The following is a 23,796-nucleotide window of genomic DNA, read 5'->3' as shown; positions in this document are numbered from 1 at the left end:
CCGAGCCGAGGCGCAGGACCACCGGATATCCTCGCTCTGCCCGGGGATCCGCCACCCCTGGCCGGAGGAGAGTCCACCCCATGAAGAGCCCCACGCTGCGACTCGGCGCACTGCCGCCGATCCAGGTCAGCCCGGGCACGCTCGTCACCGTCGCGGTGTTCGCGCTGATGCTGTACCCCTCGTTCTCCGACGGCAGCGGGACCTTCTCCGCGGCGGCTGCGCTGCCTGCTCTCGGCATCGCGCTGTTCCTCGTGCTCTCCGTGCTCATCCATGAGGTGGGGCACGCCGTGAGCGCCCGGGCGTTCGGGGCCACGGTCGACCACATCGCCCTGACCCTGTGGGGCGGGCACACGCAGTACACCGGCCGGCCGATGTCGGCTCCGGCGTCGATCGTCATCTCGCTCTCGGGCCCGGTCAGCAACCTGGCCCTCGCCGCACTCGCCACCGCCGCCGGCACGCTGACCGAGGCAGGGTCCACCGCAGACGTCTTCTGGTACCTCTGCTCCCGCCTCAACCTCGCCCTGGCGCTGTTCAACCTGCTTCCGGGCCTGCCCATGGACGGCGGCCGCGCCCTGGAGTCTCTGCTCGGCGGCGTGCTGCGCAACCCGCTGCTGGGCACGCGCGTGACCGCCTGGATCGGGCGCGGCATCGCCGTGCTCGTCGTGCTCATCCCGCTGCGGTGGATCCTGCAGAGCGAGGGAGCGGGCACCTTCCTGTTGCTCGCCCTGCTCTGGGCGATGCTGATCGCGGGAATGCTCTGGCAGGGCGCATCCCGGGCGCTCGGCGCGGCGACGCTGCAGTCCCGCATCGACGCGCTCGACGCACGCTCCCTCGCCCGCCCGCTGCGCCTCGTCGGGCCCCAGCAGATGCTCTCCGACCTCGGCCCCGCCTCGGAGCTCGACGCCCTCCTCGTCCTGGATCAGCGCATCGCCCGGCCGGGGGTCGTCGGTCACGTGCTGCGCATCCAGCCTGCGGCCGCCGCCGCGGTGCCGGACGGCGAACGATCCCGCACCCCGGTCAGCGCCGTGGCCGCACCGGTGGGGGAGATGGGCGCCCTGCAGGCCTCGCTCCGCGGCGACGACCTGGTCTCCGCGATCCTCGCGCGGCCGTTCCCCCTCTATCTCGTGCTCGAGGACTCGGGTCGGGCGCTGGGTGTGATCCTCAGCGACGAGATCAACGGCCTGCTGCGCGGGCGGTGACCCATGCGACTCCTGGGCGCGGACGTCTCACGCGGCGTCATATGCTGGACGCATGACTGATCAGCCGCAGCAGAGCGCCGCCACCGACGAGGCTCCGGCCACCGCCCGCCGAGACCTCGGACTCGGCCTGGATCGCACGGGGCCCTTCGCGGTCGGCGACAAGGTCCAGCTCGCGGACGTGAAGAACCGCCTGCACACGATCACCCTCAAGGAGGGCGGCGAGTTCCACACCCATCGCGGCGTGCTCCAGCACGACCTGCTGATCGGTGCTGAGGACGGCGTCGTCATCGAGGACGGCCGCGGCACGCGCTACCAGGCGCTGCGCCCGCTGTACGCCGACTACATGCTCTCCATGCCGCGCGGCGCCGCGATCATCTACCCCAAGGACTCCGCCCAGATCCTCATGTGGGGAGACATCTTCCCCGGCGCCCGGGTGCTGGAGGCCGGCGTCGGCTCCGGCGGCCTGACCACCGCGCTGCTGCGCGCCGTCGGCCCCGAGGGCACCGTGCATTCGATCGAGCGCCGCGAGGACTTCGCCGAGGTGGCCCGCGAGAACGTCGAGACCTACTTCGGTGGGCCCCATCCCTCCTGGGACCTCTCGATCGGGGACTTCCAGGACCTCGCCCCGACGCTCTCACCTGGTGAGCCCCAGGTGGACCGCGTGGTGCTCGACATGCTCGCCCCGTGGGAATGCGTCGAGTCGGCGGCCGAGGTGCTCGTCTCCGGAGGCGTGTACCTCGCCTACGTCGCCACCGTCACCCAGCTCTCCCGCACCGCCGAGGCGCTGCGCGATCATGGCGAGTTCACCGAGCCCTATGCCTGGGAGTCGTTCGTGCGGCCCTGGCACCTCGAGGGCCTCGCCGTGCGCCCCGAGCACCGGATGAACGCCCATACCGGGTTCCTGCTCACCGCCCGCCGCACCGCCCATGGCACGAAGGCGCTGACCCGCGTGACGCGACCCGCGCCCGGCTCGCATCTCGAGGAGGAGCTCCAGGATCCCGCCAACGACGGCTTCGGCGGCTCGGACTCGGAGTGGGGCCCGAAGGACGTGGGGGAGCTGGGCGTCGCGCCCCGCAAGCTCAAGCGCGCGCTGCGGGACATCCGCCAGGGCCGGGACCGCTGAGCGGCCCGGCCGCTGACCTGCCGACCGGAAGGAGAACCAGGACGATGAAGACGTACGCGGAGATGACCGCAGAGCTGGACAAGCTCGCCGCCCACAACGAACGGCTGGTGGGCGGGCTGCGCAGCGCCCGCGCCCAGATCGTCGAGCTCAAGAGCGACCTGGAGCGGGTGGGCGATCCGCCCAACACCTATGCGACCTTCCTGCGCCGCGCCGAGGGCACGACCCTGGACGTGCTCCACAACGGTCGCAAGCTGCGCGTGGCCACCGCCGCGAGCCTCGACCTCGAGGCTCTGGATCCCGGCACCGAGCTGCGGCTGAACGAGGCGCTCGCAGCCGTCGAGGCCGTCCCGGCCGGCGACTCCGGCAACGTCGTCCCGGTCGTGGAGGCCCTGGCGGACTCCCGGCTCCTGGTCGCCGTCGCCCCGGATGACACCCGGGTGCTGCGCCGCGCGGGCGGACTCACGCAGGAGACCCTCCATCCCGGCGACCACGTCCTCGTGGATCTCAAGGCCCAGCTGGTCATGGAGCGCATCGACCGCGCCGAGATCACCGACCTCGTCCTCGAGCAGGTCCCGGACGTCTCCTTCGACGAGATCGGCGGGCTCGGGGACCAGATCGAGGCGATCCGTGACGCGGTCGAGCTGCCGTTCCTCCAGCAGGACCTCTACCGCACCTACGGGCTGCGGCCGCCCCAGGGCGTGCTGCTCTACGGCCCTCCCGGCTGCGGCAAGACGATGATCGCCAAGGCGGTTGCCCACGAGCTGGTGCTGCGCAGCGCCGAGGTGCGCGGGGTGAGCGTCGCCGAGGCCCTCGAGAACTCCGCGTTCCTCAACGTCAAGGGGCCCGAGCTGCTGAACAAGTACGTCGGCGAGACGGAGCGCTCCATCCGTCTGGTGTTCGAGCGCGCCCGCGAGAAGGCCGCCGCCGACCATCCCGTGGTGATCTTCTTCGACGAGATGGAAGCGCTGTTCCGCACCCGCGGCACCGGCATGTCCAGCGATGTCGAGACCACCATCGTGCCGCAGCTGCTCGCCGAGATCGACGGCGTGGAGGGCCTGGACAACGTGATCGTCATCGGCGCCTCCAACCGTGAGGACATGATCGATCCCGCGATCCTGCGCCCGGGACGACTCGACGTGAAGATCCGCGTGCGCCGCCCGCATGCCCGCGCCGCCCGCGAGATCCTCGGCCTGTACCTCGATCCGTCCGTGCCGGTGCGCGAGGACCGCGAGCGGCTCCTGGACCTCGCGGTGCGCGAGATCTACGCCGAGGGTCCGGAATCGGCCTTCGTGCGCCTGGACTATTCCGACGGCGTGCAGGAGACGCTCCACTTCCGCGACTTCGTCTCCGGCGCGACCCTGCGCAACATCACCGACCGCGCCAAGAAGCTCGCCGTTAAGGAGCAGCTGTCCAGCGGGGCCGTCGGCCTGACGTCCCAGCACCTGGTCAGCGCGATCACCGCGGAGTTCATCGAGAACGAGGACATGCCCTCGGCCGCGCATCCCGAGGACTGGGCGCGCATCTCCGGGACCCGGGGCGCCGCGGGCCGACGGGTGGAGGCCGTGATCCCCCTCCAGGGCCGTTCCCGCGCCGAGGAGGAGGCCGCCCGATGAGCATCGACCGCCTGCTGACCACCGAGCGCGTGATGGGCATCGAGACCGAGTTCGGGGTGCTCCACGCCGACCTGGAGGACCGGGCCCGTGCGGGCGCCGGCAGCTCGATCCTGCTCTCCCATCTCGTGGTCGGGGCCTACGCCCTCCTGGACCCCCAGGAAGGGGAGAGGGGCCGCCGCGTGCGGTGGGACTACGGCGACGAGACACCGCTGCGCGATGCCCGCGGCTTCGAGCTGCAGCGCGCCGCCGCCCACCCCAGCCAACTCACCGACGAGGTGCGCGACGCCCACGTGCCCAGCGTCGAGATGGATGCCCCGCTGGCCGGCCCGGAGGTCGCCCCGGACGGGGACGACGCCGAGGTGCTCGCCTGGGCCGCGCAGCGCTCGCTGGGCAACGCCGTGCTGACCAACGGCGCGCGCTGGTACGTGGACCATGCGCATCCGGAGTACTCGGCCCCCGAGGTCATGCGGGCCCGCGAGGCCGTGGTCCAGGACCGCGCGGGAGAGGAGATCGCCCGCCGCTCGATGGGCATCCTCGCCGCTGCCGACGGCATCCCCGAGGTGGCGCTGTACAAGAACAACACCGACGGGAAGGGTGCCTCCTACGGCACCCACGAGAACTTCCTGGTCGATCGGGCGGTGCCCTTCGAGCGCGTCACCGCAGCGATGCTGCCCTTCCTGGCCACCCGGCAGGTGCTGGTCGGCGCCGGACGCGTGGGCCTGGGCACCCGGGGCGAGCGGCCCGGGTTCCAGCTCTCCTCCCGCGCGGACTTCATGGAGGCCGAGGTCGGTCTCGAGACCACTCTGAACCGGCCCATCGTGAACACCCGCGACGAACCCCACGCCGATCCCGCGCGGTTCCGTCGGCTGCACGTGATCATCGGGGACGCGAACCTGCTGGAGGAATCCACCTTCCTCAAGCTCGGCACCGCCTCCCTCGTGCTCGCCGCCCTCGAGGCCGAGCACCGCACCGGTCGCGCCATCCTCCCGGACCTGCGCCTGGTCGATCCGGTCGCCGCGGTGCGCACCATCAGCCACGACCCGACGCTGCGGGCCACCGTGGAGCTGGTCGACGGCCGCGAGCTGACCGCGCTCCAGATTCAACGGGCCCATCTCGACGCGATCGCCGCGGTCGCCGACCGTGACGACGCCGAGACGGCGCAGGTGCTCGACTCCTGGGCCGAGCTGCTGGACCTGCTCGAGCAGGATCCTGCGCTGGCCGCGGACCGCGTCGAATGGGTCGCGAAGCTGCAGCTGCTGGAGCGCTACCGCGCGCGCCACGGCCTGGAGTGGGGCGATCCGCGCCTGTCGATGATCGACCTGCAGTACTCCGACCTCCGCCCTGCCCAGGGACTGTTCGCCAAGCTCCGGGCCGCAGGAGCGGTGCGCACGCTCGTGGGCCAGGACGAGGTCGACGCGGCCATGACCACCGCTCCGACCTCGACCCGCGCCCATCTGCGCGGCGGCCTCATCTCCGCGCACCGTGAGCACGTACCCTCGGCCGGGTGGGATGCGATCACCCTCGCCGGCCCCGACAGCGGGTACCGCCTGCGCCTCGCGGATCCGCGCCTGGGCTCCGCCGCCTGGTGCGAGCTGCACGGCATCGACCTGACCACCGATCCCGAGACGATCCTCGACGCGCTGCGCCGGGCCGTCTCCGCGTCCTGAGGAGGACCCATGTCCCAGCAGTCCCTGAACGGCCCCGGCACCGGAGGCGAGGACGAGCAGAACGAGGTCGCCGCGACCGGCGGCCAGACCTTCGCCTCGGCGCAGGGCGCCGACGACCTGCTCGACGAGATCGACGCCGTGCTGGAATCCAACGCCGAGACCTTCGTGCGCTCCTTCGTCCAGAAGGGCGGTCAGTGACCCGATGAAGCGTCGCGTCGGAGGGTTGGAGACCGAGTTCGGTCTGGTGTGCGTGCGGGCCGACGGTTCGCGGGCCCTGGAGCCGGAGGCGGCCGCCCGCGAGCTGTTCCGCCCGGTGGTCGCGATGGGTCGTTCCTCGAACGTGTTCCTGCGCAACGCCGCTCGTCTCTATCTCGACGTGGGCTCCCATCCGGAGTACGCGACCGCCGAGTGCGACGACTGGTGGGAGCTGGTGGCGCAGGACCGTGCCGGGGAGCGGATCTTCGCCGACCTCACCACCCAGGCCAACGAGCGCCTCGCGGCCGACGGGCAGGATGCCCGCATCCACCTGCTGAAGAACAACGTGGACTCCGCGGGCAATGCCTTCGGGTCCCATGAGAACTACCTGGTGGACCGTCGAGGCGAGTTCACGCGGCTGCCGCGCTTCCTGCTGCCCTTCCTGGTCACACGCCAGATCGTCACGGGCGCCGGAGGGGTGGCCGCCCCTGCGGACGACGAGGACGGCGCGCAGTTCGTCTTCTCGCGGCGCAGCGATCACATGTGGGAGGCCGTCTCCTCGGCCACCACCCGCACCCGCCCGATCATCAACACCCGCGACGAGCCCCATGGCGATCCCACCCGCTTCCGGCGGCTCCACGTCATCGTGGGGGACTCGACCATGAGCGAGGTCTCCACCTACCTGCGCTTCGCGACCACCGACCTGGTGCTGCGGGCGATCGAGTCCGGGCGCACCCTGCCCGAGCTCGCCCTCCATGACGACATCTCCACGATCCGCGCTGTGGCCCGCGACCTCACCGGGCGGGAACCGATCGCGCTCGCGAACGGCGGCACGACGTCCGCCGTCGAGGTGCAGCAGCGGTGGCTCGACGCGACCGCGACCCTCGTCGAGGACGGCGACCGCAGGGACCGCGAGGTGCTGGAGACCTGGCAGAAGGCGATCGATGCGGTCGCCACCGGAGATCGCAGCTGGGCCGCGACCCATCTGGACTGGGCCATCAAGGAGCGGCTGTTCGGCCAGGTCACCGAACGTCGCGGAGTGGGCCTGGGCGATTCCTCGATCGAGCGGCTCGACCTCGCCTATCACGACATCGATCCCGGTCAGAGCGTGTTCCAGGCCCTCCAGCGCCGCGAGCTAGCACCGTCCCAGCTGTCCGAGCAGCGCATCGAAGCGGCCCGCGAGACCGCCCCGCGCACGACCCGCGCGCATCTGCGCGGCCAGGTCGTCACCGCCGCGCAGGAGCACGGCGTCGATCACGTCGTGGACTGGACCACCTTCCGCCTGACCCGGCCCGGCGCGATGCCCGTGCAGGTGCTCGACCCCTTCGCCACCTCGCTGCCCACGGTCGACGCCCTGCTCGAGGAGATCCGGAGCCTCGGCGGAGCCCGCAGCGCCGGCGGCACCGGCGTGCCCGGTGCGGGCGCCCAGCAACCCCCTGCAGTCTGAGAACCGGCGTTCCGGCGCCCCCGTACCCTGGACCCGTGCCCCGATCGGGGCCCGTCCTCTGAAAGGCCCTCTGTGATCCGCCGTCGTACCCTGCTGACCACCGCACTCGCCGCGACCGCCGCCATCGGCCTGGCCGCCTGCTCCGACGACGGCGAAGGAACCGGTGGCGCGTCCGACGGCGGCGGTGCCTCCGACGGAGGCGGTGGCGCCCCTGCTCTGAGCGGGGTCACCGTCAGCGAGGACCTCGGCGCCGAGCCCACGGTCGAGTTCACGGCGCCGCTGCAGATCTCCGAGGCCGATGCCGAGGTCATCGTCCCCGGGGACGGCGCGGCCATCGCCGAAGGCGACACCATCATCTGGCGCCACCTCTACATCGACGCCAGCAGCGGCGAGACCCTCCAGTCCTGGTGGCAGGGCGCACCCGCCGGCGGTGTCCAGGTCAACGCGGAGGCCGTGGGCCCGGCCGCCTTCGAGGTCTTCACCTCGATGACCGTCGGCTCCCGGTTCGCGATGGCCGGCTGGCAGCAGGACCAGTCCGGTCAGGCGCGCTCCCTGATCCAGGTGGCGGACGTCGACCGGGTCGTGGAGCCGCTGCGGGCCGAGGGCACGGCGGGCAAGCCCTCGGGGACCTTTCCGAAGGTCACCCTCGGCGACGACGGCGCTCCGGCGCTGGACGGTGCACCGTCGGGCGATGCCCCCACGAAGACCACCCGCGAGGAGCTGATCGTGGGCGCCGGCGACACGACCGTCGCCGGCGACTACCTGACGATGCACTACACCGGCTGGAAGTGGTCCGACGGCTCGCAGTTCGACTCCTCCTGGGACCGCAGCGCCCCGTTCTCCTTCGTCCAGGGGCAGGGCCAGGTCATCACCGGCTGGGACGAGAATCTGCTGGACCTCGCCGTGGGCAGCCAGGTCATGCTCGTGGTCCCGGCCGAAGAGGCGTACAAGGACCAGGGCGAGCTCGCCGGGGAGACCCTCGTCTTCGTCATCGACGTGCTGGACGCCGCCCACCTGACAGACTGATTTGGCACACTGGCCCCTGACCCACGTCACCTCGAGAAGGAGCACCCATGGATCGCAGCAAGCCCGAGATCGAGCACCCCGAGGGCCCCGCGCCCACCGAGCTGGTCAGCACCGACGAGATCGTCGGTGACGGCGACGAGGCAGGACGCGGCGATGTCGTGGACGTGCACTACCTCGGCGTCTCCCACTCCACGGGTGAGCAATTTGACGCCTCCTGGGACCGCGGCGAGCCGCTGCGCTTCCAGCTCGGCGTCGGTCAGGTCATCTCCGGCTGGGACCAGGGCGTGCAGGGGATGAAGGTCGGCGGCCGCCGCCGGCTCGAGATCCCCGCGTCCCTCGCCTACGGCGACATGGGCGCCCCGCCGGTCATCGCGCCCGGCGAGTCGCTGATCTTCGTGTGCGACCTGGTGGCGGTGCACAAGCGCTGACCACGTCCCGCACAGCAGCGGCGGGGGAGCCGGAGGAGGAGCAGGCGAGCCTCTTCGCGGCCCCCGCCGTTCCTGTTCCCGAACCCGCCCCGAGCGACCCGGGCCGCGACACCGCGGCCCGGGCCTCCGGCCTGCGCACGACCGCCGGGTTCGCGGTCGTCGACGAGCTGCCCGTGGCGAGCGTGCGCCTGGTGGGCGTGCTCCCGCACCTGGATCGCCCCTTCGAGTACGCGGTCACTCCGGACACCGCCGCCGCGGCGGCCGGCATGCGGGTGCGCGTGCGCTTCTCCGGCCGGGACACCGAGGGCATCGTGCTGGGTCGCCACGAGCACGCCTCGACGGACCGGGCGCTGGCGCCGCTGCACCGGCTCGTCTCCGAGGATGTCGTGGTGCCGCCGCCCATGATGCGCGTCGTCGAGGAGGTCGCCGCGCGGTGCGCCGGCACCGTCGGCGACGTGCTGCGCCTCGCCCTCCCCCCGCGCCACGCCCGCGCCGAGAAGTCCGACCGCGCCGCGGCCGAGAAGGACGCCGCGCAGGAGGTCGATCCACCGGAGACCGCCCCCCGGGACAGCGCAGCGGACGAGCCGGCACCCGACACACCCGACACAGACGAGGCAGACGAGGCAGACGGGGCAGCCGAAGCGGACGAAGCAGCTGATACGGAGGGCGCAGCCGGGACCGCTGCCGTCCCCACCGAGGCTCCGCCCGAGCCGCGCCCTGGTGACCGCTACCCGGGCCTGGGCGCGCTGCTCTCCCGGGCCGGGAGCGCCACCGGACCGGTGCCCCGGGCCACGATCACCCTGGACTCGGCGGACCCCTGGACCACAGTCACCGCCGACGCCCTCGCCGATCTGGGCCCCGAGCAGGGCGCGCTGGTCATCGCGCCGGACCGTCGGGATGTCGACCGGCTCAGCAGGATCCTCACCGAGCGCGGCATCGGGCACGAGATCCTCGCCGGCACCGAGGGCCCCGAGAAGCGCTATCGCACCTTCCGCCGCATCCTGCGCGGGGCGACCAGGATCGTGCTGGGCAACCGCTCCGCCGCCTTCGCCCCTGTGCAGGGGCTGGCCCTCGTGATCTGCTGGGACGAGGGCGACGACCTCCTCGAGGAGCCCCGCGCGCCGTACCCGCACGTGCGCACCGTGCTCCAGTGCCGCTCCCACGAGGAGCGCTGCGCCCTGCTGTTCCTGTCGGCGAGCGACTCGGTGCCGCTGCGGGCGCTCACGGACGCCGGCTATCTCGCGCGCCTCGATCCGGTCCCGGCCCCGGTGCGCACGGTGCGCCCCCACATCGTCGCCATGGACCAGTACCTGCGCGACCGCGAGGGAGCCTCGGGGCGCTCGCGCCTGCCGCAGGAGGCGATGCGCGTGATCCGCCGTGGCCTGGAGCGCGGTCCGGTGCTCGTCCAGGTGCCGCGCTCGGGCTATGTCCCCGCGATCGCCTGCACGTTCTGCGGCACCCGGGCGCAGTGCCCGCACTGCGCCGCCCAGCTCTCGATCGCCGGTCGCAGCGGGCACCTGCACTGCCGGGTCTGCGGTCGGCGCGAGGACGGCTACCGCTGCCCGGAATGCGACCGCACGCAGGTGAGGGCCATGGTCATCGGCTCCACCCGCACCGCGGAGGAGCTCCACCGCGCCTTCCCGGACTCGCCCCTGCGGGTCGCGGGCGGTGCCCATGACACCCTCGCCGACACGGAGGTCCCTTCCGACGCGATCGTGGTCGCCACGCCCGGCGCCGAGCCCGTGCCGCCGGAGCGCTTCGCCGCGGCGCTGCTGCTGGACGCGGACGCCATGCTGGGCCGGGCGGCCTTCGATGCAGATGTCGAGGCGATCCGGCGCTGGCGCAATGCGATCGCCCTGGTCCGCACCGCCGAGGACGGAGGAGAGGTGCTGATCGTCGGCACCGCGACCCTGCCCGCGATCCGGGACCTCGTCGCCCACCGCTCGGGCGCCTTCTTCGACCGGGTCCTCGCGGACCGTCAGGATCTCGATCTGCCGCCCTTCAGCCGGGTCGCGGAGATCGTGGGCGACAAGGACGCCTGCCGCCTCTTCCTGGAGAGCACCGAGCTGCCCGACGGGACCGACGTCTTCGGCCCCGTCGACCTCGAGGGGCCCGACGCCGCGGGCCGGGCCCGCGCCGTGGTGCGCCTGGACCCCCGACGCTCCCGCGAGCTCGCCGACGCCCTCCGCGGCGGAGTCTCCGCGCGGTCCGCGCGCAAGGCCCGAGGATCGCTGCGCGTGCGTCTCGATCCGCCCGACGTCTTCTGACCCGAGAGGCCGTCCGGGAATCCGAGAGGCCGTCGGGGAAGAAGTCCACGGATCGTGCCAGGTCCTCCCGTAGTGTGATCGTCCGCACCTGCACTCCACCGCGATGACGCGATGAAGGGACCACGCGATGCCTACCGACTCCTCGACCCCACAGAATCCTTCGGGCACCACGATCGATGACCGCGCTGCGCTCTCCGAGGGGGAGCGCGCTCCCGCCGAGGGGGGCCGCACGATCCTCATCCGCCGGCTCGGCCTGGGCTGCGGACTGGCCCTGGCGCTGATCGTCTACGCGATCATGCCGGCCGACGTCCCGCAGGGGGCGAAGCTCACCGCGGCGACAGCGGTGCTGATGGCCGTGTGGTGGATGACCGAGGCGCTGCCGATCCCGGCGACCGCTCTGGTCCCGCTGGTGGTGTTCCCGGTGCTGAACGGGGACGTGGGCTTCGACGACGTCGGCGCCTCCTACGGCAACAACATCATCTTCCTGTTCATGGGCGGCTTCATCCTGGCCCTCGCGATGCAGCGCTGGAACCTCCACAAGCGCATCGCCCTGGCGATCGTCGGCATGATCGGCACCAGCCCGTCCCTGCTGGTCCTCGGCTTCATGGTCGCCACCGGCTTCGTCTCCATGTGGGTCTCGAACACGGCGACCGCCGTGATGATGCTGCCGATCGGGGTGTCGGTGCTGCTGCTCGTGAACAAGCTGCGGCTCGAGGACGCCGCGGCGAAGGGCGAGGAGCCGGGGGAGGGCGTCGACCCGGATCCGACCTCGGACGGGCCCTCGAAGGCGGTGCGCTCGAACTTCGGGGTCTCGCTCATGCTCGGCATCGCCTATGCGGCCTCGATCGGTTCGCTGGCCACCATCATCGGCACCCCGCCCAATGCCCTGCTCGCTGCCCATATGAGCCAGGACTTCGGGATCACCCTCGGTTTCGGGCGCTGGATGATCGTCGGCGCACCGATCGCCATCGTGTTCATGATCATCGCCTGGCTCCTGCTGACCAAGGTGCTGTTCAAGCCCGAGATCACGGAGATCCCCGGCGGCAAGGAGCTCATCCGTTCCGAGCGTCGGAACCTGGGGAGGATCGGCTCCGGAGAGGTCCGTGTGCTCGCGATCTTCGTGCTCGCGGCGCTCAGCTGGGTGTTCGTCCCGCTGCTGTGGGATCTGGTGCTCGGCGCGGAGCCGCCGATCAGCGATGCCGGCATCGCCATGGTCGTCGCCCTGCTGCTGTTCGTGCTGCCGGCAGGCGCCGCCCGCGGGGTGCGCCTGCTGGACTGGGAGGCCGCGGTCAAGCTCCCCTGGGGCGTGCTGCTGCTCTTCGGTGGCGGTCTCGCGCTGAGCGCGCAGTTCAGCTCCTCGGGCCTGACGGAATGGATCGGCCAGGTGACCGAGCTGATCGGTGGCCTGCCGGTGGTGCTCGTGGTGATGGTCGCCGCGGCCGGGGTGCTGTTCCTCACCGAGCTGACCTCCAACACCGCCACGGCGGCGACCTTCCTCCCGGTGGCGACCGCCGTGGCCGTCGGGATCGGGATCGACCCGATGCTGCTGGCGATCCCGGTGGCGATCGCGGCGACGTGCGCGTTCATGCTCCCTGTGGCGACCCCGCCGAACGCGATCGCCTACGGCTCGGGGTATGTGCAGATCCCGCAGATGGCGAAGGCCGGCCTGTGGTTGAACCTGATCGGCATCGTGCTGATCACGGTGGCCACGATGACCCTCGCGGTGTGGGTGTTCGGCCTCGTCTACTGACGCTGCTGCGGAGAGGGGCGGAGCGTGGCGATCGCCGCCCCCGCCGCGAGCACCACGGCGATCGCGACCGCGGCCACCGTCCCCGGCCAGCCGGCGCCCTCGTAGACGTGCCCGATGGCCCAGCCCAGCACGCTGGAGCCTGCGTAGTAGGCGAGGTTGTACAGCCCGGTGGCCTGGGAGCGTGCCCCGTCGGAGCGGGCCCCTGCCCAGCCGCTGGCGATCGAATGCGCGGCGAAGAATCCCGCGGTCATCACCACCAGGCCGAGCAGCACCAGAGAAAGAGCACCGGCCAGCGTGATCCCCAGGCCCAGCAGCATCGTCGCCATCCCTCCGAGCAGCACCGGCAGCCGCCCCCGACGGGAGGCCAGCCGGCCGGCGAGCGGAGACGACACGGTCCCGCCGAGGTAGGCCAGGAACACCAGTCCGATCAGCCCGGCGGGAAGCAGGTAGGGCGGGGCGCTGAGGTGGAACGCGAGGTAGTTGTAGACCGCGACGAAGCCGCCCATCAGCAGGAAGGCGCACGCGAACAGCCCGAGCTGGCCGGGATCGCGGAGAGTCCTCAGCAGGCGCGAGGTGCGGGTCCCTCCGGCCCCCGGCCCGTCGAGCGAGCGCCCGACACGGCGCTCACGGGGCGCGATGAGCACGAACGCCGTGGCGGCGAGGGCGGCCAGCAGGGCGACGGCGGTCATCCCCGCCCGCCAGGAGAGCGCATCCGCGACCGGCGTGGCGACGAGCCGGCCCAGCAGACCGCCCACGGTGGTCCCGGCGACGAACCAGCCGGCGGCGATGGCGCGGGCGTGCTCCTGGACCTCCTCGGAGAGGTACGCCATCGCGAGGGCGGGCACCCCGCCCAGGGCGACGCCCTCGAGGACGCGCAACGCGAGCACGAGCTCGACGGTCGGCGCCCAGGCCGCGACGAGCGCGAGCACCGTCGCCGCGGACACCGCGATGACCATGGCTCGCAGCCTGCCGATCCGGTCGCCGACGAAGGACCAGGGGACCACCGAGAGCGCGAGGCCCCCGGTCGCGGCCGAGACCGTCAGCGCGGCCTGCTCCGCTCCGATCCCGAGGTCGGCGGAGATCAGCTGCAGGATGCCCTGGGGCGAGTACAGCTGGGCGAAGGTCGCCACGCCGGCGCACAGCAGGGCGACGAGCATGCGTCGGTAGCCGGAGGAGCCGAGGGCGTGGCCCGGTGTGACCTGTGCCCCCATCAGGTGGGGGTGGTGAGTCGGCAGGGCATGCCACCACTGTAGGCACCCAGGTCGCCCCGTAGACTCGGGCCATCATGCGTCTGCTCTTCGCCGGTACCCCTGAGGCCGCCCTTCCGTCCCTGCGCACCCTGCTCGACTCGCACCACGAGGTCGTCGGGGTGCTCACCCGCGCCGATGCCCCCTCGGGCCGCGGGCGAAAGCTCACCCCCAGCCCGGTGACGTCGCTCGCGCGAGAGGCCGGGATCCCGGTCCTGACCCCGCCGACCCTGCGGGTCGCGGCCGTCCAGCAGCAGATCCGGGAGCTGGCCCCCGATGCCGCTCCGGTGGTGGCCTACGGCAACCTGGTGCCGCAGGCCGCCCTGGACATCCCCGCCCACGGCTGGGTGAACCTCCACTTCTCGCTGCTCCCGCAGTGGCGCGGGGCGGCACCGGCCCAGCGGGCCGTGCTCGCCGGGCAGCGCGAGACAGGGATGAGCGTGTTCCGCCTCGAGAAGGGTCTGGACACCGGGGACCTGATCACGACGGCCCCGACCACGATCGGCGAGTTCGAGACGTCCGGCGAGCTGCTGGAGCGGATGGCCGAGGATGGTGCCGCGGTGCTGCTGCAGGCGCTGGATGCGCTCGAGGCCGGCACCGCGACCTTCTCCCCGCAGGATGACGCCCGGGCCACTCACGCCGCGAAGCTCTCCACCGCCGAGGCCCGCATCGACTGGACCCGCCCGGCCGAGGAGGTCAGCGCCCATATCCGAGGCATGAGCCCCCATCCCGGCGCCTGGACGACGCTGGCCGGCTCCCGCACCAAGATCCTCGGCGTCGAGGCGGCACCGGAGCACGAGGCGCTCGCCCCCGGGACGATCGCCACCACCAAGCGCCAGGTGCTCGTCGGCACCGGCACGCAGGCCATCGCCCTGTCCCGGCTCGCCCCCGCCGGCAAGAGACCGATGCGGGCCGCCGATTGGGCACGTGGCGCGGCGCTCCTCGCCGACGCCGCGTTCGCGCGAGGGGACCAGGACGAGGATCAGCAGCAGGGCCAGCAGCAGGATGGAGCACAGGCATGAGCGACGCACGACGGGGACCGGGACACGGGCAGGGTCGCGACGACCGCCGCGACGACCGCCGCGACGACCGGCGCGGGGGGCGACGTGATGACCGCCCGAGCGGGGGCCGCGACGACAAGGGCCGCGAGCGCTCCGGATCACGCGGGCAGGGCGGCCCGCGCCGCGGCTGGTCCGACTCCCGGCCCTCCGAGCGCGGTCGCCGGTCGACGCCCTCGCGGCAGGTGGCCTTCGAAGGGCTGCGCCTGGTGCGCGAGGACGACTCGTACGCGAACCTCGTGCTGCCGCGCCTGCTGCGCTCCGCCCGGGTCTCCGGCCGCGACGCCGCCTTCACCACAGAGCTCTTCTACGGCTCGCTGCGCGCCCAGGGCCGGCTCGATGCGATCCTCGCTGCCTGCGTGGACCGGCCCCTGGCCGACGTCGACCCGGCGCTCGTGGACGTGCTGCGACTGGGGGCCTACCAGCTCCTGGACATGACCGTCGCGCCCCATGCCGCGACCTCCGAGACCGTCGCGCTGGCCCGTTCGCAGGTGGGCGCCGGTGCCGCCAGCTTCGCCAATGCGGTGCTGCGCCGGGTCGGGGCGAAGACCCGTGAGGAGTGGATCGACGAGGTCGCCCCGGACCGGGAGAAGGATCCCACCGGGCATCTCGCCGTCGTCCATTCCCACCCTCGCTGGGTGGTGCGCGCTCTGACCGATGCCCTCGCCGGGCACGGACGCTCGCGGGACGAGATCGACGAGCTGCTGGCCGCGCAGAACGCCGCGCCCGCGGTCTCGCTCGTGATGCGGCCCGGCCTCACCGACCTCGACGAGCTCATCGACAACGGGGCGAGCGCCGGCCGGCTCAGCGTCTTCGCCGCCTCCTGGCCCGCGGGGGATCCCGGCGGCATGGACGTGGTCAAGGACGGACGGGTCGCCGTGCAGGACGAGGGCAGCCAGCTCGCCGCCCTCGCCCTCGCCCTCGGCGCCGACGACCTGGTCCGCGGCGACGACGCCCACTGGCTCGACCTGTGCGCCGGCCCCGGCGGCAAGGCGGCTCTGCTGGGCGGGCTCACCGTGGGGCACGACGCCGATCTGCTGGCCGTCGAGCTCCAGCCCCACCGCACCGAGCTCGTCGACCGGTCCGTGGCGACGCTGCGGGAGGCCGGCTGCGAGATCACGACCCTCACCGCGGACGGCACCACGATCGGCGCCGAGATGCCGGGCCGGTTCTCCCGGGTCCTCGCCGACGTCCCCTGCTCCGGGCTCGGCGCCCTGCGACGTCGCCCCGAGTCGCGCTGGCGCCGCACCCCCGCGGACATCGGCCAGCTCAGCACCCTGCAGCGGACGCTGCTGGGCTCCGCCCTGGACGCCGCGGCCGACGGGGGAGTGGTCGCCTATGTGACGTGCTCCCCGCACCTCGCCGAGACGCGCCTGGTGGTGGCCGACGTCCTCAAGGGCCGGGACGACGTCGAGAAGCTCGACGCCCGCGATGCCGTGCGCGCCGGGGTGCTCCCCGCCGCGCAGTCCACCCTCGACCTGGGTGACGGGCCCGCCGTGCAGCTGTGGCCGCATGTGCACGGCACCGACGCCATGTACATCTGCCTGCTGCGCAAGAACCCCGCCGACAGCTCCTCCGACAGCTCCGCCCCCGATGTGGAAGGGACCCCGTCCTCATGAATGCCGCGTACTCGACCGATGGCCAGTACATCCACCCCAGCATCCTCAACGCCGACTTCATGGACATCGGCACCGAGCTCGACAAGATCTCCACCGCCGACAGCGTCCACGTCGACATCATGGACAACCACTTCGTCCCGAACCTCACGTTCGGCACGAGCATGGTCGAGCAGATCGTGCGTCGCAGCGCGATCCCCGTGGACGCGCACCTGATGATCGAGGACGCGGACCGCGAGGCCCCCGCCTACGCGGAGGCCGGGGCCTCCTCGGTGACCTTCCACCTCGAGGCCGCGAGCGCCCCGATCAAGCTCGCCCGCGATCTGCGCCGCAAGAACGTCGAGGTCGGGGTCGCCCTGCGGCCGGCGACGCCGGTCGAGCCGCTGCTGGACGTCATCGGCGAGTTCGACATGCTGCTGCTCATGACGGTCGAGCCGGGTTTCGGGGGCCAGAGCTTCCTGGAGACCATGCTCCCCAAGATCCGTCGGGCGCGGCGTGCGATCAGCGAGGCCAACCTCGAGGTGTCGATCCAGGTCGACGGCGGAGTCAGCCGGGAGACCATCGAGCGCTGCGCGGACGCCGGCGCCAACGTGTTCGTGGCGGGCTCGGCGATCTACCGTGCCCAGGACGCGGCCGAGGAGATCTCCGCCCTGCGCGAACTCGCGCGAGCTCACACGGCGCACTGAGTCTCGACGCTCCGAGCGGGGCTATCCTTAACCCGTCACGACCAGTGACGTGCTCCGGGGTCGGTGAAATTCCGAGCCGGCGGTGACAGTCCGCGACCCGCTTCGGCGGTGGAGCCGGTGGAACTCCGGCACCGACAGTACAGCCTGGATGAGAGGCGCACGTCCTGCATGTCCCAGGGCGCTCTTCGCGCGCTCCGGATCCATGCCGGAACCCTTTTCCCCCGGAGCCACTGCATCCGACGGCGAAAGGACCGACATGGATCTTCTGCAGTGGCTCTTCGACGCGCGAATCGATTTCGCGGGCGGCCAGTTCATTCTTCTGCGCGAGGTGCTCGGCAACGTCTTCGGACTGCTCAGCGCTCTCGGCGGCATGCGACGCAAGGTGTGGGCCTGGCCCATCGGCATCGCCGGCAACCTCCTCCTGTTCACCGTGTTCATGGGCACGCTCTTCGGCAACCCCCAGGCGGTGGACCTGCTCGGCCAGGCCGGGCGCCAGATCATGTTCATCCTCACCAGCATCTACGGCTGGGTGCGCTGGCGGCAGGCGCAGCACGAGGGCGGCACCGCCGTCGAGCCCCAGTGGGCGTCGTGGCGCACCCGCATCCTTCTCGTGGTCGCCCTCGTCGGCGGCACGGCCGCGCTCACCCCCATCTTCCGGGCGCTGGGCTCCTACGAGCCCGTGTGGGCCGACGCCTGGATCTTCATGGGCAGCCTGCTCGCCACCTTCGGCATGGCCAAGGGCTGGGTCGAGTTCTGGCTGATCTGGGTGGCCGTCGACCTCGTGGGCGTCCCGCTGCTCCTGAGCGCGGGCTACTACGCGAGCGCCTTCATGTACGTCTTCTACGGGGCCTTCACCCTGATCGGCTTCTTCGTCTGGTGGCGCGTGCGCAACCGGCAGGACCATCGGAAGCGGGTGTCCGTGGAGACGGCGCACCTGGACCCGACGGTGCGCCGGGACTGACCGTGCACCCGCACCGACCGACGACCGGTGGGTGGTCGCCTTCGTCGATCACCCGCCGGGGCGAGTACCCTGGTGGTGTGAAGGATTTCGAAGCATTGTTCGCCGAGCTGACCGAGAAGGCACGCACCCGCCCCGGGGGCTCCGGCACCGTCCGCGAGCTCGATGCCGGTGTGCATCAGATCGGCAAGAAGATCGTGGAGGAAGCCGCCGAGGTGTGGATGGCCTGCGAGCACGAGACGCAGGAGGATGCCGCGATGGAGATCAGCCAGCTCCTCTACCATCTGCAGGTCATGATGGTCGCCAAGGGCATCAGCCTCGAGGACGTCTACCGGCAGCTCTGAGCCGCCGCACCCGCTTCCAGCTCCCCGACTCCCACCATCCCGTCCGCCCTGCGCGGCGTCCGACGACGCCCCACCATCATCACGGGCCGCTGTCGCGGCCGAGGAGGAACCGTGCTGCGCATCGCAGTCCCGAACAAGGGCGCCCTGTCCGAACCTGCCGCTGACCTCCTCGCGGAGGCCGGCTACCGCCGTCGCGGCACCGCCAAGGAGCTCGTGGTCGTCGACCAGGAGAACGACGTCGAGTTCTTCTACCTGCGTCCGCGCGACATCGCGGTCTACGTCGGCTCCGGCACCGTGGACGTCGGCATCACCGGCCAGGACATGCTGCTGGACTCGCGCACGCCCGCCCAGGAGATCCTGCCGCTGGGCTTCGCCCGCTCCACCTTCCGCTTCGCCGCGGCCGCCGGCCTCCATGAGGACGTCACCAGCCTCGCGGGCGCCCGGATCGCCACCAGCTACGAGAACCTCGTCGAGGACTACCTCGCCGAGCGCGGCCTCAGCGCCTCCGTGGTCCACCTCGACGGAGCGGTCGAGTCCTCGATCCGCCTCGGGGTGGCGGACGTGATCGCCGATGTGGTCGAGACCGGGACCACGCTGCGCCAGGCGGGCCTGGAGCCCTTCGGCGAGGCGATCATGACCAGCCAGGCAGTGCTGTTCTCCCGTCCCGGGATGGAGCTGGACGAGGCCGGCGCCCACTCCCTGGAGGTCCTCGAGCGCCGCGTGCGCGGCGTGCTCGTCGCCCGCGAGTACGTCATGCTCGACTACGACATCCCCAGCGCGCTCCTCGAGAAGGCCGTCGAGATCACCCCAGGCCTGCAGTCCCCGACGGTCTCCCCGCTGCACGGCGGGGAGTGGTCCGCCGTGCGCGCCATGGTGGATCGCCGCGCGGCCCACCGCATGATGGACGACCTCTATGACGCCGGCGCGCGCGCCATCCTGGTCACCGCCATCCAGGCCTGCCGCATCTGAGTCCGCGATGTCCACCACCGAGCCGGCGCCGAGCGCGGGGGAGGTGCGGCCCACCCTCGTGATGCGGCCGCGGATGGTGCGCGTCTTCGCGTACCTCACCGGTGTGATCGTGCTGGGCGGTCTGATCGTCGGGGCCGTGATCATGCCCGGCTTCCTGATCGGCGGCCGGCTCGGTCTGGTGGCCGTGGGGGTGATGATCTTCTTCTTCTGCCATCTCGAGGCGTCCGTGCGGCTGGTCGCGCGGCCCGACGTGCTCGTGGTGCGCAATGTGTTCCGGGCCCGCACGCTCGAGTGGGCGGAGATCGTGGACATCAGCTTCCCGATGGGCGACCCCTGGGCACATCTGGATCTGGCCGACGGCACGACCCTCGCGCTCAACGCCATCCAGCGCTACGACGGGAAGCGCGCCATCCGTACGGCGCACCGACTGCGTGGCCTCGTCCAGGAGCGCGGAGAGGCCCATCTCTAGATCGAGGCCCGTCCCTCGATCAGCGAGGGGGGATCAGGCCTGCCGCGCAGCGCCCGGCGAGGGCCGCGTAGCGGAAGGCCTCCGGGTCCTCCCCGAGACTGCGGCCCATGGTCGACAGCCGCACCGGCATCTCCTCGAGGGCATCGCGGAGCCCCTTCGCATCGATCTCGGCGAGCACGTGCTCGGTGCCGCGGGCCCGCGAAGGCTTGATGATCGAGGATTTCACCTGTTCACGTACTGACGCATGAAAAGCGTTGTACCGATGATCGCTGCGGGCGAGGATCGGAAGGTGCACCGGGGCGAGCGTCGCCCGGCCGTAGGTCGTCGCGGAATGATGGGACAGGCCCCGGTGGCGATCACGGGGATCGGCGTTGGAGACCCTCAGCGTCGCCACCGGCGCACCGCCGAGCGCGGCGGCGGCATGGAGATGCTCGGCGGCCTGCATGCCCGAGAAGCCCCAGCCGGTCCCTGTGCCCAGGTTCCCCGGTCCCTGGATCACGACGGCGATGTCGCCACCCACCACGTGCTTGGCCCCCAGCAGCGCCGAGTGCACGGTGACCGCCTCGAGGTCGCCGCCGAAGGACTGACCGGCGCTGATCACCGAGGCGAGCAGTCCGGCCTCCCGCAGGCGGGCGGTGCTGCGTGAGTACGCGGCCGGCAATGAGGCGCCGTCGGTGTGCACATAGACGATCTTCGCGCTGTGACGCTCGGCGCGGATGCCGGCGACGAGGGCCGGCAGGGACGAGTGGAGATCCGCGACGAGCACCGGCATGCCGCCGAGGTCCTCCGCGCCCTGCATCGTCGCGTAGTGCTCGCCCTCGGGGTCGTCGATCGCATCGACCATGGTCTGCATCGGCGTGTAGCGCGCCTTGACCATGTGGCCGGCGATCTCCTCCGGCGCGGGGAGCACATCCAGGCGTGCCACCACAAGGGCGTCCCCGCCGGTGCCGAGGCCGCGCCGCAGGGCGTTGGTGTTCAGCAGCACCGATTCGCCCAGGGCCGGGGTGCCGGTCAGCTCCGGATAGGCGATCGCCGACACGGTCTCCGCCTCCACAGAGGCATCCGCGCCGCGTCCGTCCCTCTCGATCTCGACCTGCAGGCGGTCCACCCCACGCCATGATGACCTCGAGCCGGTGACCGTTGCCCGTTCCCAGTGCAGCATGGGTCCAGCCTAGAGCCCTCGGAGCCCTTCGGCGGCTACGCTGGGCCGGTGGCCTCCAAGAGTGTGGAAAGACTTCTCAACGTCATCATGACGATCGGCTCGCGCCGCCGGATCGACCGCGCGAAGCTCTTCGCCGTGATCCCCGACTATGCGCGAGCGACCTCCGAGCAGGCCGCCGAGCGGATGTTCGAGCGCGACAAGGCGGCGATCCTCGAGCTCGGGCTCCCGCTGGTCACCGACCGCGACGTGCTCGACGAGAACACCGTCTACTACCGCATCGATGCCGCGGAGTCCGGCGCCGTCCTCGACCTCAGCACGCAGGAGTACACCGTGCTGCTGGCCGCGAGCCGCGCCTGGGACGATGCCGCCGCCGGGGGAGCGGCGCGCCGGGTGCGCTCGAAGCTGCTCAGCCTCGGTCACGACGCCGACCCGGATCTGCTGCGGCGCACCCCCCGAGGCGCGGTCGAGTCCCTGCCGGTGCTCTCGCCCCTGCTGGAGGCCGTCACCTCCGCCCGCTCCGTGAGATTCACCTATCGCGGCACCCAGGGTGCCCCGGCCGAGCGGTTCGTCGAGCCCTGGGTGGTCGGTGTCCACGACGGGCACTGGTACGTGCACGGCTGGGATCGCGACCGCTACGCGCCGCGCCTGTTCCGCGCCTCCCGCATCGAGTCGTTCCCGGTCGAGGGTCCTCCGGCCCTCGAGCCGCGTCCCGAGCGCACCGAGCTCGCGACCGTGCTGGACGCCCTGCAGGACAGCGACGACCGGGCCCGCGCCGTGCTCGAGGCGGCGCCGTTCAAGGCCCTCGCCCTGCGGGACCGGGCCGGAGCCCCGCTCGAGGCGACGCGCATCACGCTTCCCGACCTGCCTCGGCCCGCCGCCCGTCGGCTGCTGCTCGCGAACATCCGCTGGCTCGAGCTCGTGGAGCCCGCGGCCTGGCGCGCCGAGGTCGCCGAGGTGCTAGCGAACATCGCCGTGGCCCATGAGGGAGAGGGCGACACCTCCGGGATCGCGGCCGGCGCCGTGCGCACCGCGCCGCGGATCCGCACCACGCCCACCGGGAACGACACCCTCTCGAGGCTGATCTCCGAGGCGTCCTATGTGATGAGCCGCGGCGAGGTCGACCTCGACGAGCTGTCCTCCGCGCTCGGCATCTCCGAGAAGCAGCTGATCACCGACCTGCAGGTGCTCTTCGTCTGCGGGGACATGGGCACCGGCTGGGAGGACTTCATCGAGGCGGAGTGGGAGCACGGTGTGGTGCGCGTGCGCAACGCCGAGCCCCTGCGTCGCGCGCTGCGGCTGAGCGCCGTCGAGATCACCGCCCTGCTCGCGGGTCTGGCCGCCCTCGAGCCCTCGGCCGGGGACACCGAGGGGATCGTGGCCAGCGCTCGGGCGAAGCTGCTCGCCGGCGTGACCGAGCAGGCGAGATCCGTCGAGCCCGTCGAGCCGCCCACCCGCGCCGAGCTCGCCGAAGCCGCTTCTGTGGACGAGATGGCCTCCCGCACCGCAGATCGCGCCGAGTCGATCCTGGCCGCGGTCCAGCAGGCGATCCAGGCCGACGACAGCGCCGAGGAGGCTGTGGGCTCTCGGCTCACGATCCGCTACTCCTCGGTCGACCGCCCGGGCACCAGCGTGCGCCGGATCCGCCCGCTGCGGATCGAGACCGACGGGTCGCGCTCCTACCTGCTCGCCGATTGCGAGCTCGCCGGGGCGCAGCGCAGGTTCCGCCTGGACCGGATCGTCGAGATCCTGCCCGACGACACCCCGCAGGCCCGGCCGGATGCCGGGGAGGGACCGAGCCTCGGAGGCCGCCTGGACGGAGAGGTCTGGCTGCGCCTGGACCCGCCGGGGCAGTGGGTCGCCGAGTCCTTCGGCGCTGCCGAGATGCGCGACGGGGACGACGGCGTCCTCTATGCGCGGCTGGACCGTCCGGTCCGCGCAGCGCTCGTGGACGCGGTGCTGGAGTCCTCCGGAGCGGTCGAGGTGCTGTCCCCGGCCGATCTGAGAAACACGATCGTGACCGTGGCGCAGGTCGCGGGCGCACGTCACACCCAGCAATAGCCGTTACTCTGGAACGGCCCGCCGAGCGGCGGGCCGGCTCGCTCACCGAGCGGTCCGTCACGCGCCCCATCCACTGTGGGATGATGTGTGCGCCCGTGCAGATCGCGGCGCAGTTGAAAGGGAATTTCATGGGTATGTTCAAGAGCCCCTGGGCGATCGTCGTCGTCGTTCTGGTCGTCGTGCTGCTGTTCGGCGCCAACAAGCTTCCCGGTCTCGCACGCAACATGGGCAAGTCCATGCGCATCTTCAAGACCGAGGTCGAGGAGATGCGCGGGGACGACAAGAAGGACGAGGACGACGACATCGACGAGCCTCGTCGCTCCGCCCGCGACGACCGTCCCCGTGACGACCGTCCGCGTGATGACCGTCAGTACAATCCCCGCGACGAGGCCGAGCGCGAGCCCGTGCGCCCGCGCGAGGACGGCGACTCCTACCGTCGCGACTGAGCATCTCGTCGCACACTGACGTCATCGGGTCCGGGCGAGGAATCGCCCGGACCCTGAATGCTGGGAGG

At 72.0% G+C, this 23,796-nt stretch carries 21 protein-coding genes and 1 riboswitch; of the genes, 19 read left to right on the top strand and 2 right to left on the bottom strand.

Going from position 1 to position 23,796, the window contains the following annotated elements; genetic code table 11:
- Positions 1–80: 80 nt before the first annotated feature.
- From ABD093_RS04790 to ABD093_RS04745, 10 genes are all read left to right on the top strand, one after another.
- A complete protein-coding gene (locus ABD093_RS04790; protein WP_343922786.1) occupies positions 81–1,199 on the top strand; it encodes a site-2 protease family protein in 1,119 nt (372 codons plus the stop codon).
- 52 nt (positions 1,200–1,251) lie between these two features.
- Complete coding sequence (locus ABD093_RS04785; protein WP_343922784.1) at positions 1,252–2,322, top strand: tRNA (adenine-N1)-methyltransferase; 1,071 nt, start codon at positions 1,252–1,254, stop codon at positions 2,320–2,322.
- Between the two features lie 44 nt (positions 2,323–2,366).
- Positions 2,367–3,935 carry a proteasome ATPase gene (gene arc / locus ABD093_RS04780; protein WP_193117126.1) on the top strand — a complete coding sequence of 523 codons (1,569 nt, stop codon included), beginning with the start codon at positions 2,367–2,369 and terminating at the stop codon, positions 3,933–3,935.
- The gene (dop, locus tag ABD093_RS04775; protein ID WP_193117127.1) at positions 3,932–5,602 is read left to right on the top strand and encodes a depupylase/deamidase Dop; all 1,671 of its coding nucleotides are present in this window, start codon (positions 3,932–3,934) and stop codon (positions 5,600–5,602) included. The genes arc and dop overlap by 4 nt, the downstream gene beginning before the upstream one ends.
- A gap of 9 nt (positions 5,603–5,611) precedes the next feature.
- Positions 5,612–5,800 (top strand): ubiquitin-like protein Pup, encoded by a 189-nt coding sequence (locus ABD093_RS04770; RefSeq protein ID WP_193117128.1) that lies wholly within the window; start codon positions 5,612–5,614, stop codon positions 5,798–5,800.
- A 4-nt stretch (positions 5,801–5,804) separates the two neighbouring features.
- Positions 5,805–7,244 carry a Pup--protein ligase gene (gene pafA, locus ABD093_RS04765; RefSeq protein ID WP_193117129.1) on the top strand — a complete coding sequence of 480 codons (1,440 nt, stop codon included), beginning with the start codon at positions 5,805–5,807 and terminating at the stop codon, positions 7,242–7,244.
- A gap of 72 nt (positions 7,245–7,316) precedes the next feature.
- The gene (locus tag ABD093_RS04760) at positions 7,317–8,270 is read left to right on the top strand and encodes an FKBP-type peptidyl-prolyl cis-trans isomerase (protein WP_343922781.1); all 954 of its coding nucleotides are present in this window, start codon (positions 7,317–7,319) and stop codon (positions 8,268–8,270) included.
- 47 nt (positions 8,271–8,317) lie between these two features.
- Positions 8,318–8,698, top strand: coding sequence for an FKBP-type peptidyl-prolyl cis-trans isomerase (locus tag ABD093_RS04755; RefSeq protein ID WP_343922779.1), 381 nt, complete (start codon positions 8,318–8,320; stop codon positions 8,696–8,698).
- Complete coding sequence (locus ABD093_RS04750) at positions 8,668–10,965, top strand: primosomal protein N' family DNA-binding protein (RefSeq protein WP_343922777.1); 2,298 nt, start codon at positions 8,668–8,670, stop codon at positions 10,963–10,965. Before ABD093_RS04755 ends, ABD093_RS04750 begins: the two co-directional genes overlap by 31 nt.
- 127 nt (positions 10,966–11,092) lie before the next feature.
- Positions 11,093–12,715, top strand: coding sequence for an SLC13 family permease (locus ABD093_RS04745; protein WP_343922775.1), 1,623 nt, complete (start codon positions 11,093–11,095; stop codon positions 12,713–12,715).
- Here ABD093_RS04745 and ABD093_RS04740 read toward each other — a convergent pair.
- Positions 12,709–13,926: an MFS transporter gene (locus tag ABD093_RS04740; protein ID WP_343922773.1), complete on the bottom strand. Its 1,218-nt coding sequence runs from the start codon at positions 13,924–13,926 to the stop codon at positions 12,709–12,711. The genes ABD093_RS04745 and ABD093_RS04740 overlap by 7 nt on opposite strands.
- A gap of 74 nt (positions 13,927–14,000) precedes the next feature.
- On the opposite strand from ABD093_RS04740, the gene fmt reads away from it, so the two are divergent.
- The 7 genes from fmt (at position 14,001) to ABD093_RS04705 (ending at position 20,062) form a co-directional block, all read left to right on the top strand.
- A complete protein-coding gene (gene fmt / locus ABD093_RS04735; protein ID WP_343922771.1) occupies positions 14,001–14,984 on the top strand; it encodes a methionyl-tRNA formyltransferase in 984 nt (327 codons plus the stop codon).
- Positions 14,981–16,639, top strand: a complete 1,659-nt coding sequence (locus tag ABD093_RS04730; RefSeq protein ID WP_343922769.1) for an RsmB/NOP family class I SAM-dependent RNA methyltransferase — start codon at positions 14,981–14,983, stop codon at positions 16,637–16,639. The genes fmt and ABD093_RS04730 overlap by 4 nt, the downstream gene beginning before the upstream one ends.
- The gene (gene rpe, locus ABD093_RS04725; protein WP_193117136.1) at positions 16,636–17,322 is read left to right on the top strand and encodes a ribulose-phosphate 3-epimerase; all 687 of its coding nucleotides are present in this window, start codon (positions 16,636–16,638) and stop codon (positions 17,320–17,322) included. Before ABD093_RS04730 ends, rpe begins: the two co-directional genes overlap by 4 nt.
- A 46-nt stretch (positions 17,323–17,368) precedes the next feature.
- Positions 17,369–17,486: riboswitch (FMN riboswitch) on the top strand.
- Between the two features lie 92 nt (positions 17,487–17,578).
- On the top strand, positions 17,579–18,283 hold the full coding sequence (gene pnuC / locus ABD093_RS04720) for a nicotinamide riboside transporter PnuC (RefSeq protein ID WP_193117137.1): 705 nt from the start codon (positions 17,579–17,581) through the stop codon (positions 18,281–18,283).
- Between the two features lie 77 nt (positions 18,284–18,360).
- A complete protein-coding gene (locus ABD093_RS04715; RefSeq protein WP_193117138.1) occupies positions 18,361–18,624 on the top strand; it encodes a phosphoribosyl-ATP diphosphatase in 264 nt (87 codons plus the stop codon).
- Between the two features lie 111 nt (positions 18,625–18,735).
- Entirely contained in the window at positions 18,736–19,593 is an 858-nt protein-coding gene (hisG, locus tag ABD093_RS04710) for an ATP phosphoribosyltransferase (protein ID WP_343922764.1), read from the top strand.
- Positions 19,594–19,600: 7 nt separating this feature from the next.
- Positions 19,601–20,062, top strand: coding sequence for a PH domain-containing protein (locus ABD093_RS04705; RefSeq protein WP_343922762.1), 462 nt, complete (start codon positions 19,601–19,603; stop codon positions 20,060–20,062).
- A 19-nt stretch (positions 20,063–20,081) separates the two neighbouring features.
- On the opposite strand, the gene ABD093_RS04700 is transcribed toward ABD093_RS04705, so the two are convergent.
- Positions 20,082–21,224, bottom strand: coding sequence for a DUF3866 family protein (locus ABD093_RS04700; RefSeq protein ID WP_343922760.1), 1,143 nt, complete (start codon positions 21,222–21,224; stop codon positions 20,082–20,084).
- A 48-nt stretch (positions 21,225–21,272) separates the two neighbouring features.
- Here ABD093_RS04700 and ABD093_RS04695 point away from each other — a divergent pair, with 48 nt between their 5' ends.
- Positions 21,273–23,282, top strand: a complete 2,010-nt coding sequence (locus tag ABD093_RS04695; RefSeq protein ID WP_343922758.1) for a helix-turn-helix transcriptional regulator — start codon at positions 21,273–21,275, stop codon at positions 23,280–23,282.
- Positions 23,283–23,410: 128 nt separating this feature from the next.
- Positions 23,411–23,728, top strand: coding sequence for a Sec-independent protein translocase subunit TatA (gene tatA / locus ABD093_RS04690; protein ID WP_343922756.1), 318 nt, complete (start codon positions 23,411–23,413; stop codon positions 23,726–23,728).
- Positions 23,729–23,796: the final 68 nt, after the last annotated feature.

The organism is Brachybacterium tyrofermentans (assembly GCF_039526165.1).
GTDB lineage: Bacteria > Actinomycetota > Actinomycetes > Actinomycetales > Dermabacteraceae > Brachybacterium > Brachybacterium tyrofermentans.
This window is presented reverse-complemented; position numbering and strand designations above follow the sequence as displayed.

Bases quoted from the DNA above. Each gene is read 5' to 3' on its own strand.
- ABD093_RS04745 (WP_343922775.1), top strand. From the start codon at position 11,093: ATGCCTACCGACTCCTCGACCCCACAGAATCCTTCGGGCACCACGATC.
- tatA (WP_343922756.1), top strand. From the start codon at position 23,411: ATGGGTATGTTCAAGAGCCCCTGGGCGATCGTCGTCGTCGTTCTGGTC.
- ABD093_RS04705 (WP_343922762.1), top strand. From the start codon at position 19,601: ATGTCCACCACCGAGCCGGCGCCGAGCGCGGGGGAGGTGCGGCCCACC.
- ABD093_RS04785 (WP_343922784.1), top strand. From the start codon at position 1,252: ATGACTGATCAGCCGCAGCAGAGCGCCGCCACCGACGAGGCTCCGGCC.
- ABD093_RS04790 (WP_343922786.1), top strand. From the start codon at position 81: ATGAAGAGCCCCACGCTGCGACTCGGCGCACTGCCGCCGATCCAGGTC.
- ABD093_RS04700 (WP_343922760.1), bottom strand. From the start codon at position 21,224: ATGCTGCACTGGGAACGGGCAACGGTCACCGGCTCGAGGTCATCATGG.
- pafA (WP_193117129.1), top strand. From the start codon at position 5,805: ATGAAGCGTCGCGTCGGAGGGTTGGAGACCGAGTTCGGTCTGGTGTGC.
- fmt (WP_343922771.1), top strand. From the start codon at position 14,001: ATGCGTCTGCTCTTCGCCGGTACCCCTGAGGCCGCCCTTCCGTCCCTG.
- ABD093_RS04730 (WP_343922769.1), top strand. From the start codon at position 14,981: ATGAGCGACGCACGACGGGGACCGGGACACGGGCAGGGTCGCGACGAC.
- ABD093_RS04770 (WP_193117128.1), top strand. From the start codon at position 5,612: ATGTCCCAGCAGTCCCTGAACGGCCCCGGCACCGGAGGCGAGGACGAG.
- pnuC (WP_193117137.1), top strand. From the start codon at position 17,579: ATGGATCTTCTGCAGTGGCTCTTCGACGCGCGAATCGATTTCGCGGGC.
- dop (WP_193117127.1), top strand. From the start codon at position 3,932: ATGAGCATCGACCGCCTGCTGACCACCGAGCGCGTGATGGGCATCGAG.
- arc (WP_193117126.1), top strand. From the start codon at position 2,367: ATGAAGACGTACGCGGAGATGACCGCAGAGCTGGACAAGCTCGCCGCC.
- ABD093_RS04740 (WP_343922773.1), bottom strand. From the start codon at position 13,926: ATGGGGGCACAGGTCACACCGGGCCACGCCCTCGGCTCCTCCGGCTAC.
- ABD093_RS04755 (WP_343922779.1), top strand. From the start codon at position 8,318: ATGGATCGCAGCAAGCCCGAGATCGAGCACCCCGAGGGCCCCGCGCCC.
- rpe (WP_193117136.1), top strand. From the start codon at position 16,636: ATGAATGCCGCGTACTCGACCGATGGCCAGTACATCCACCCCAGCATC.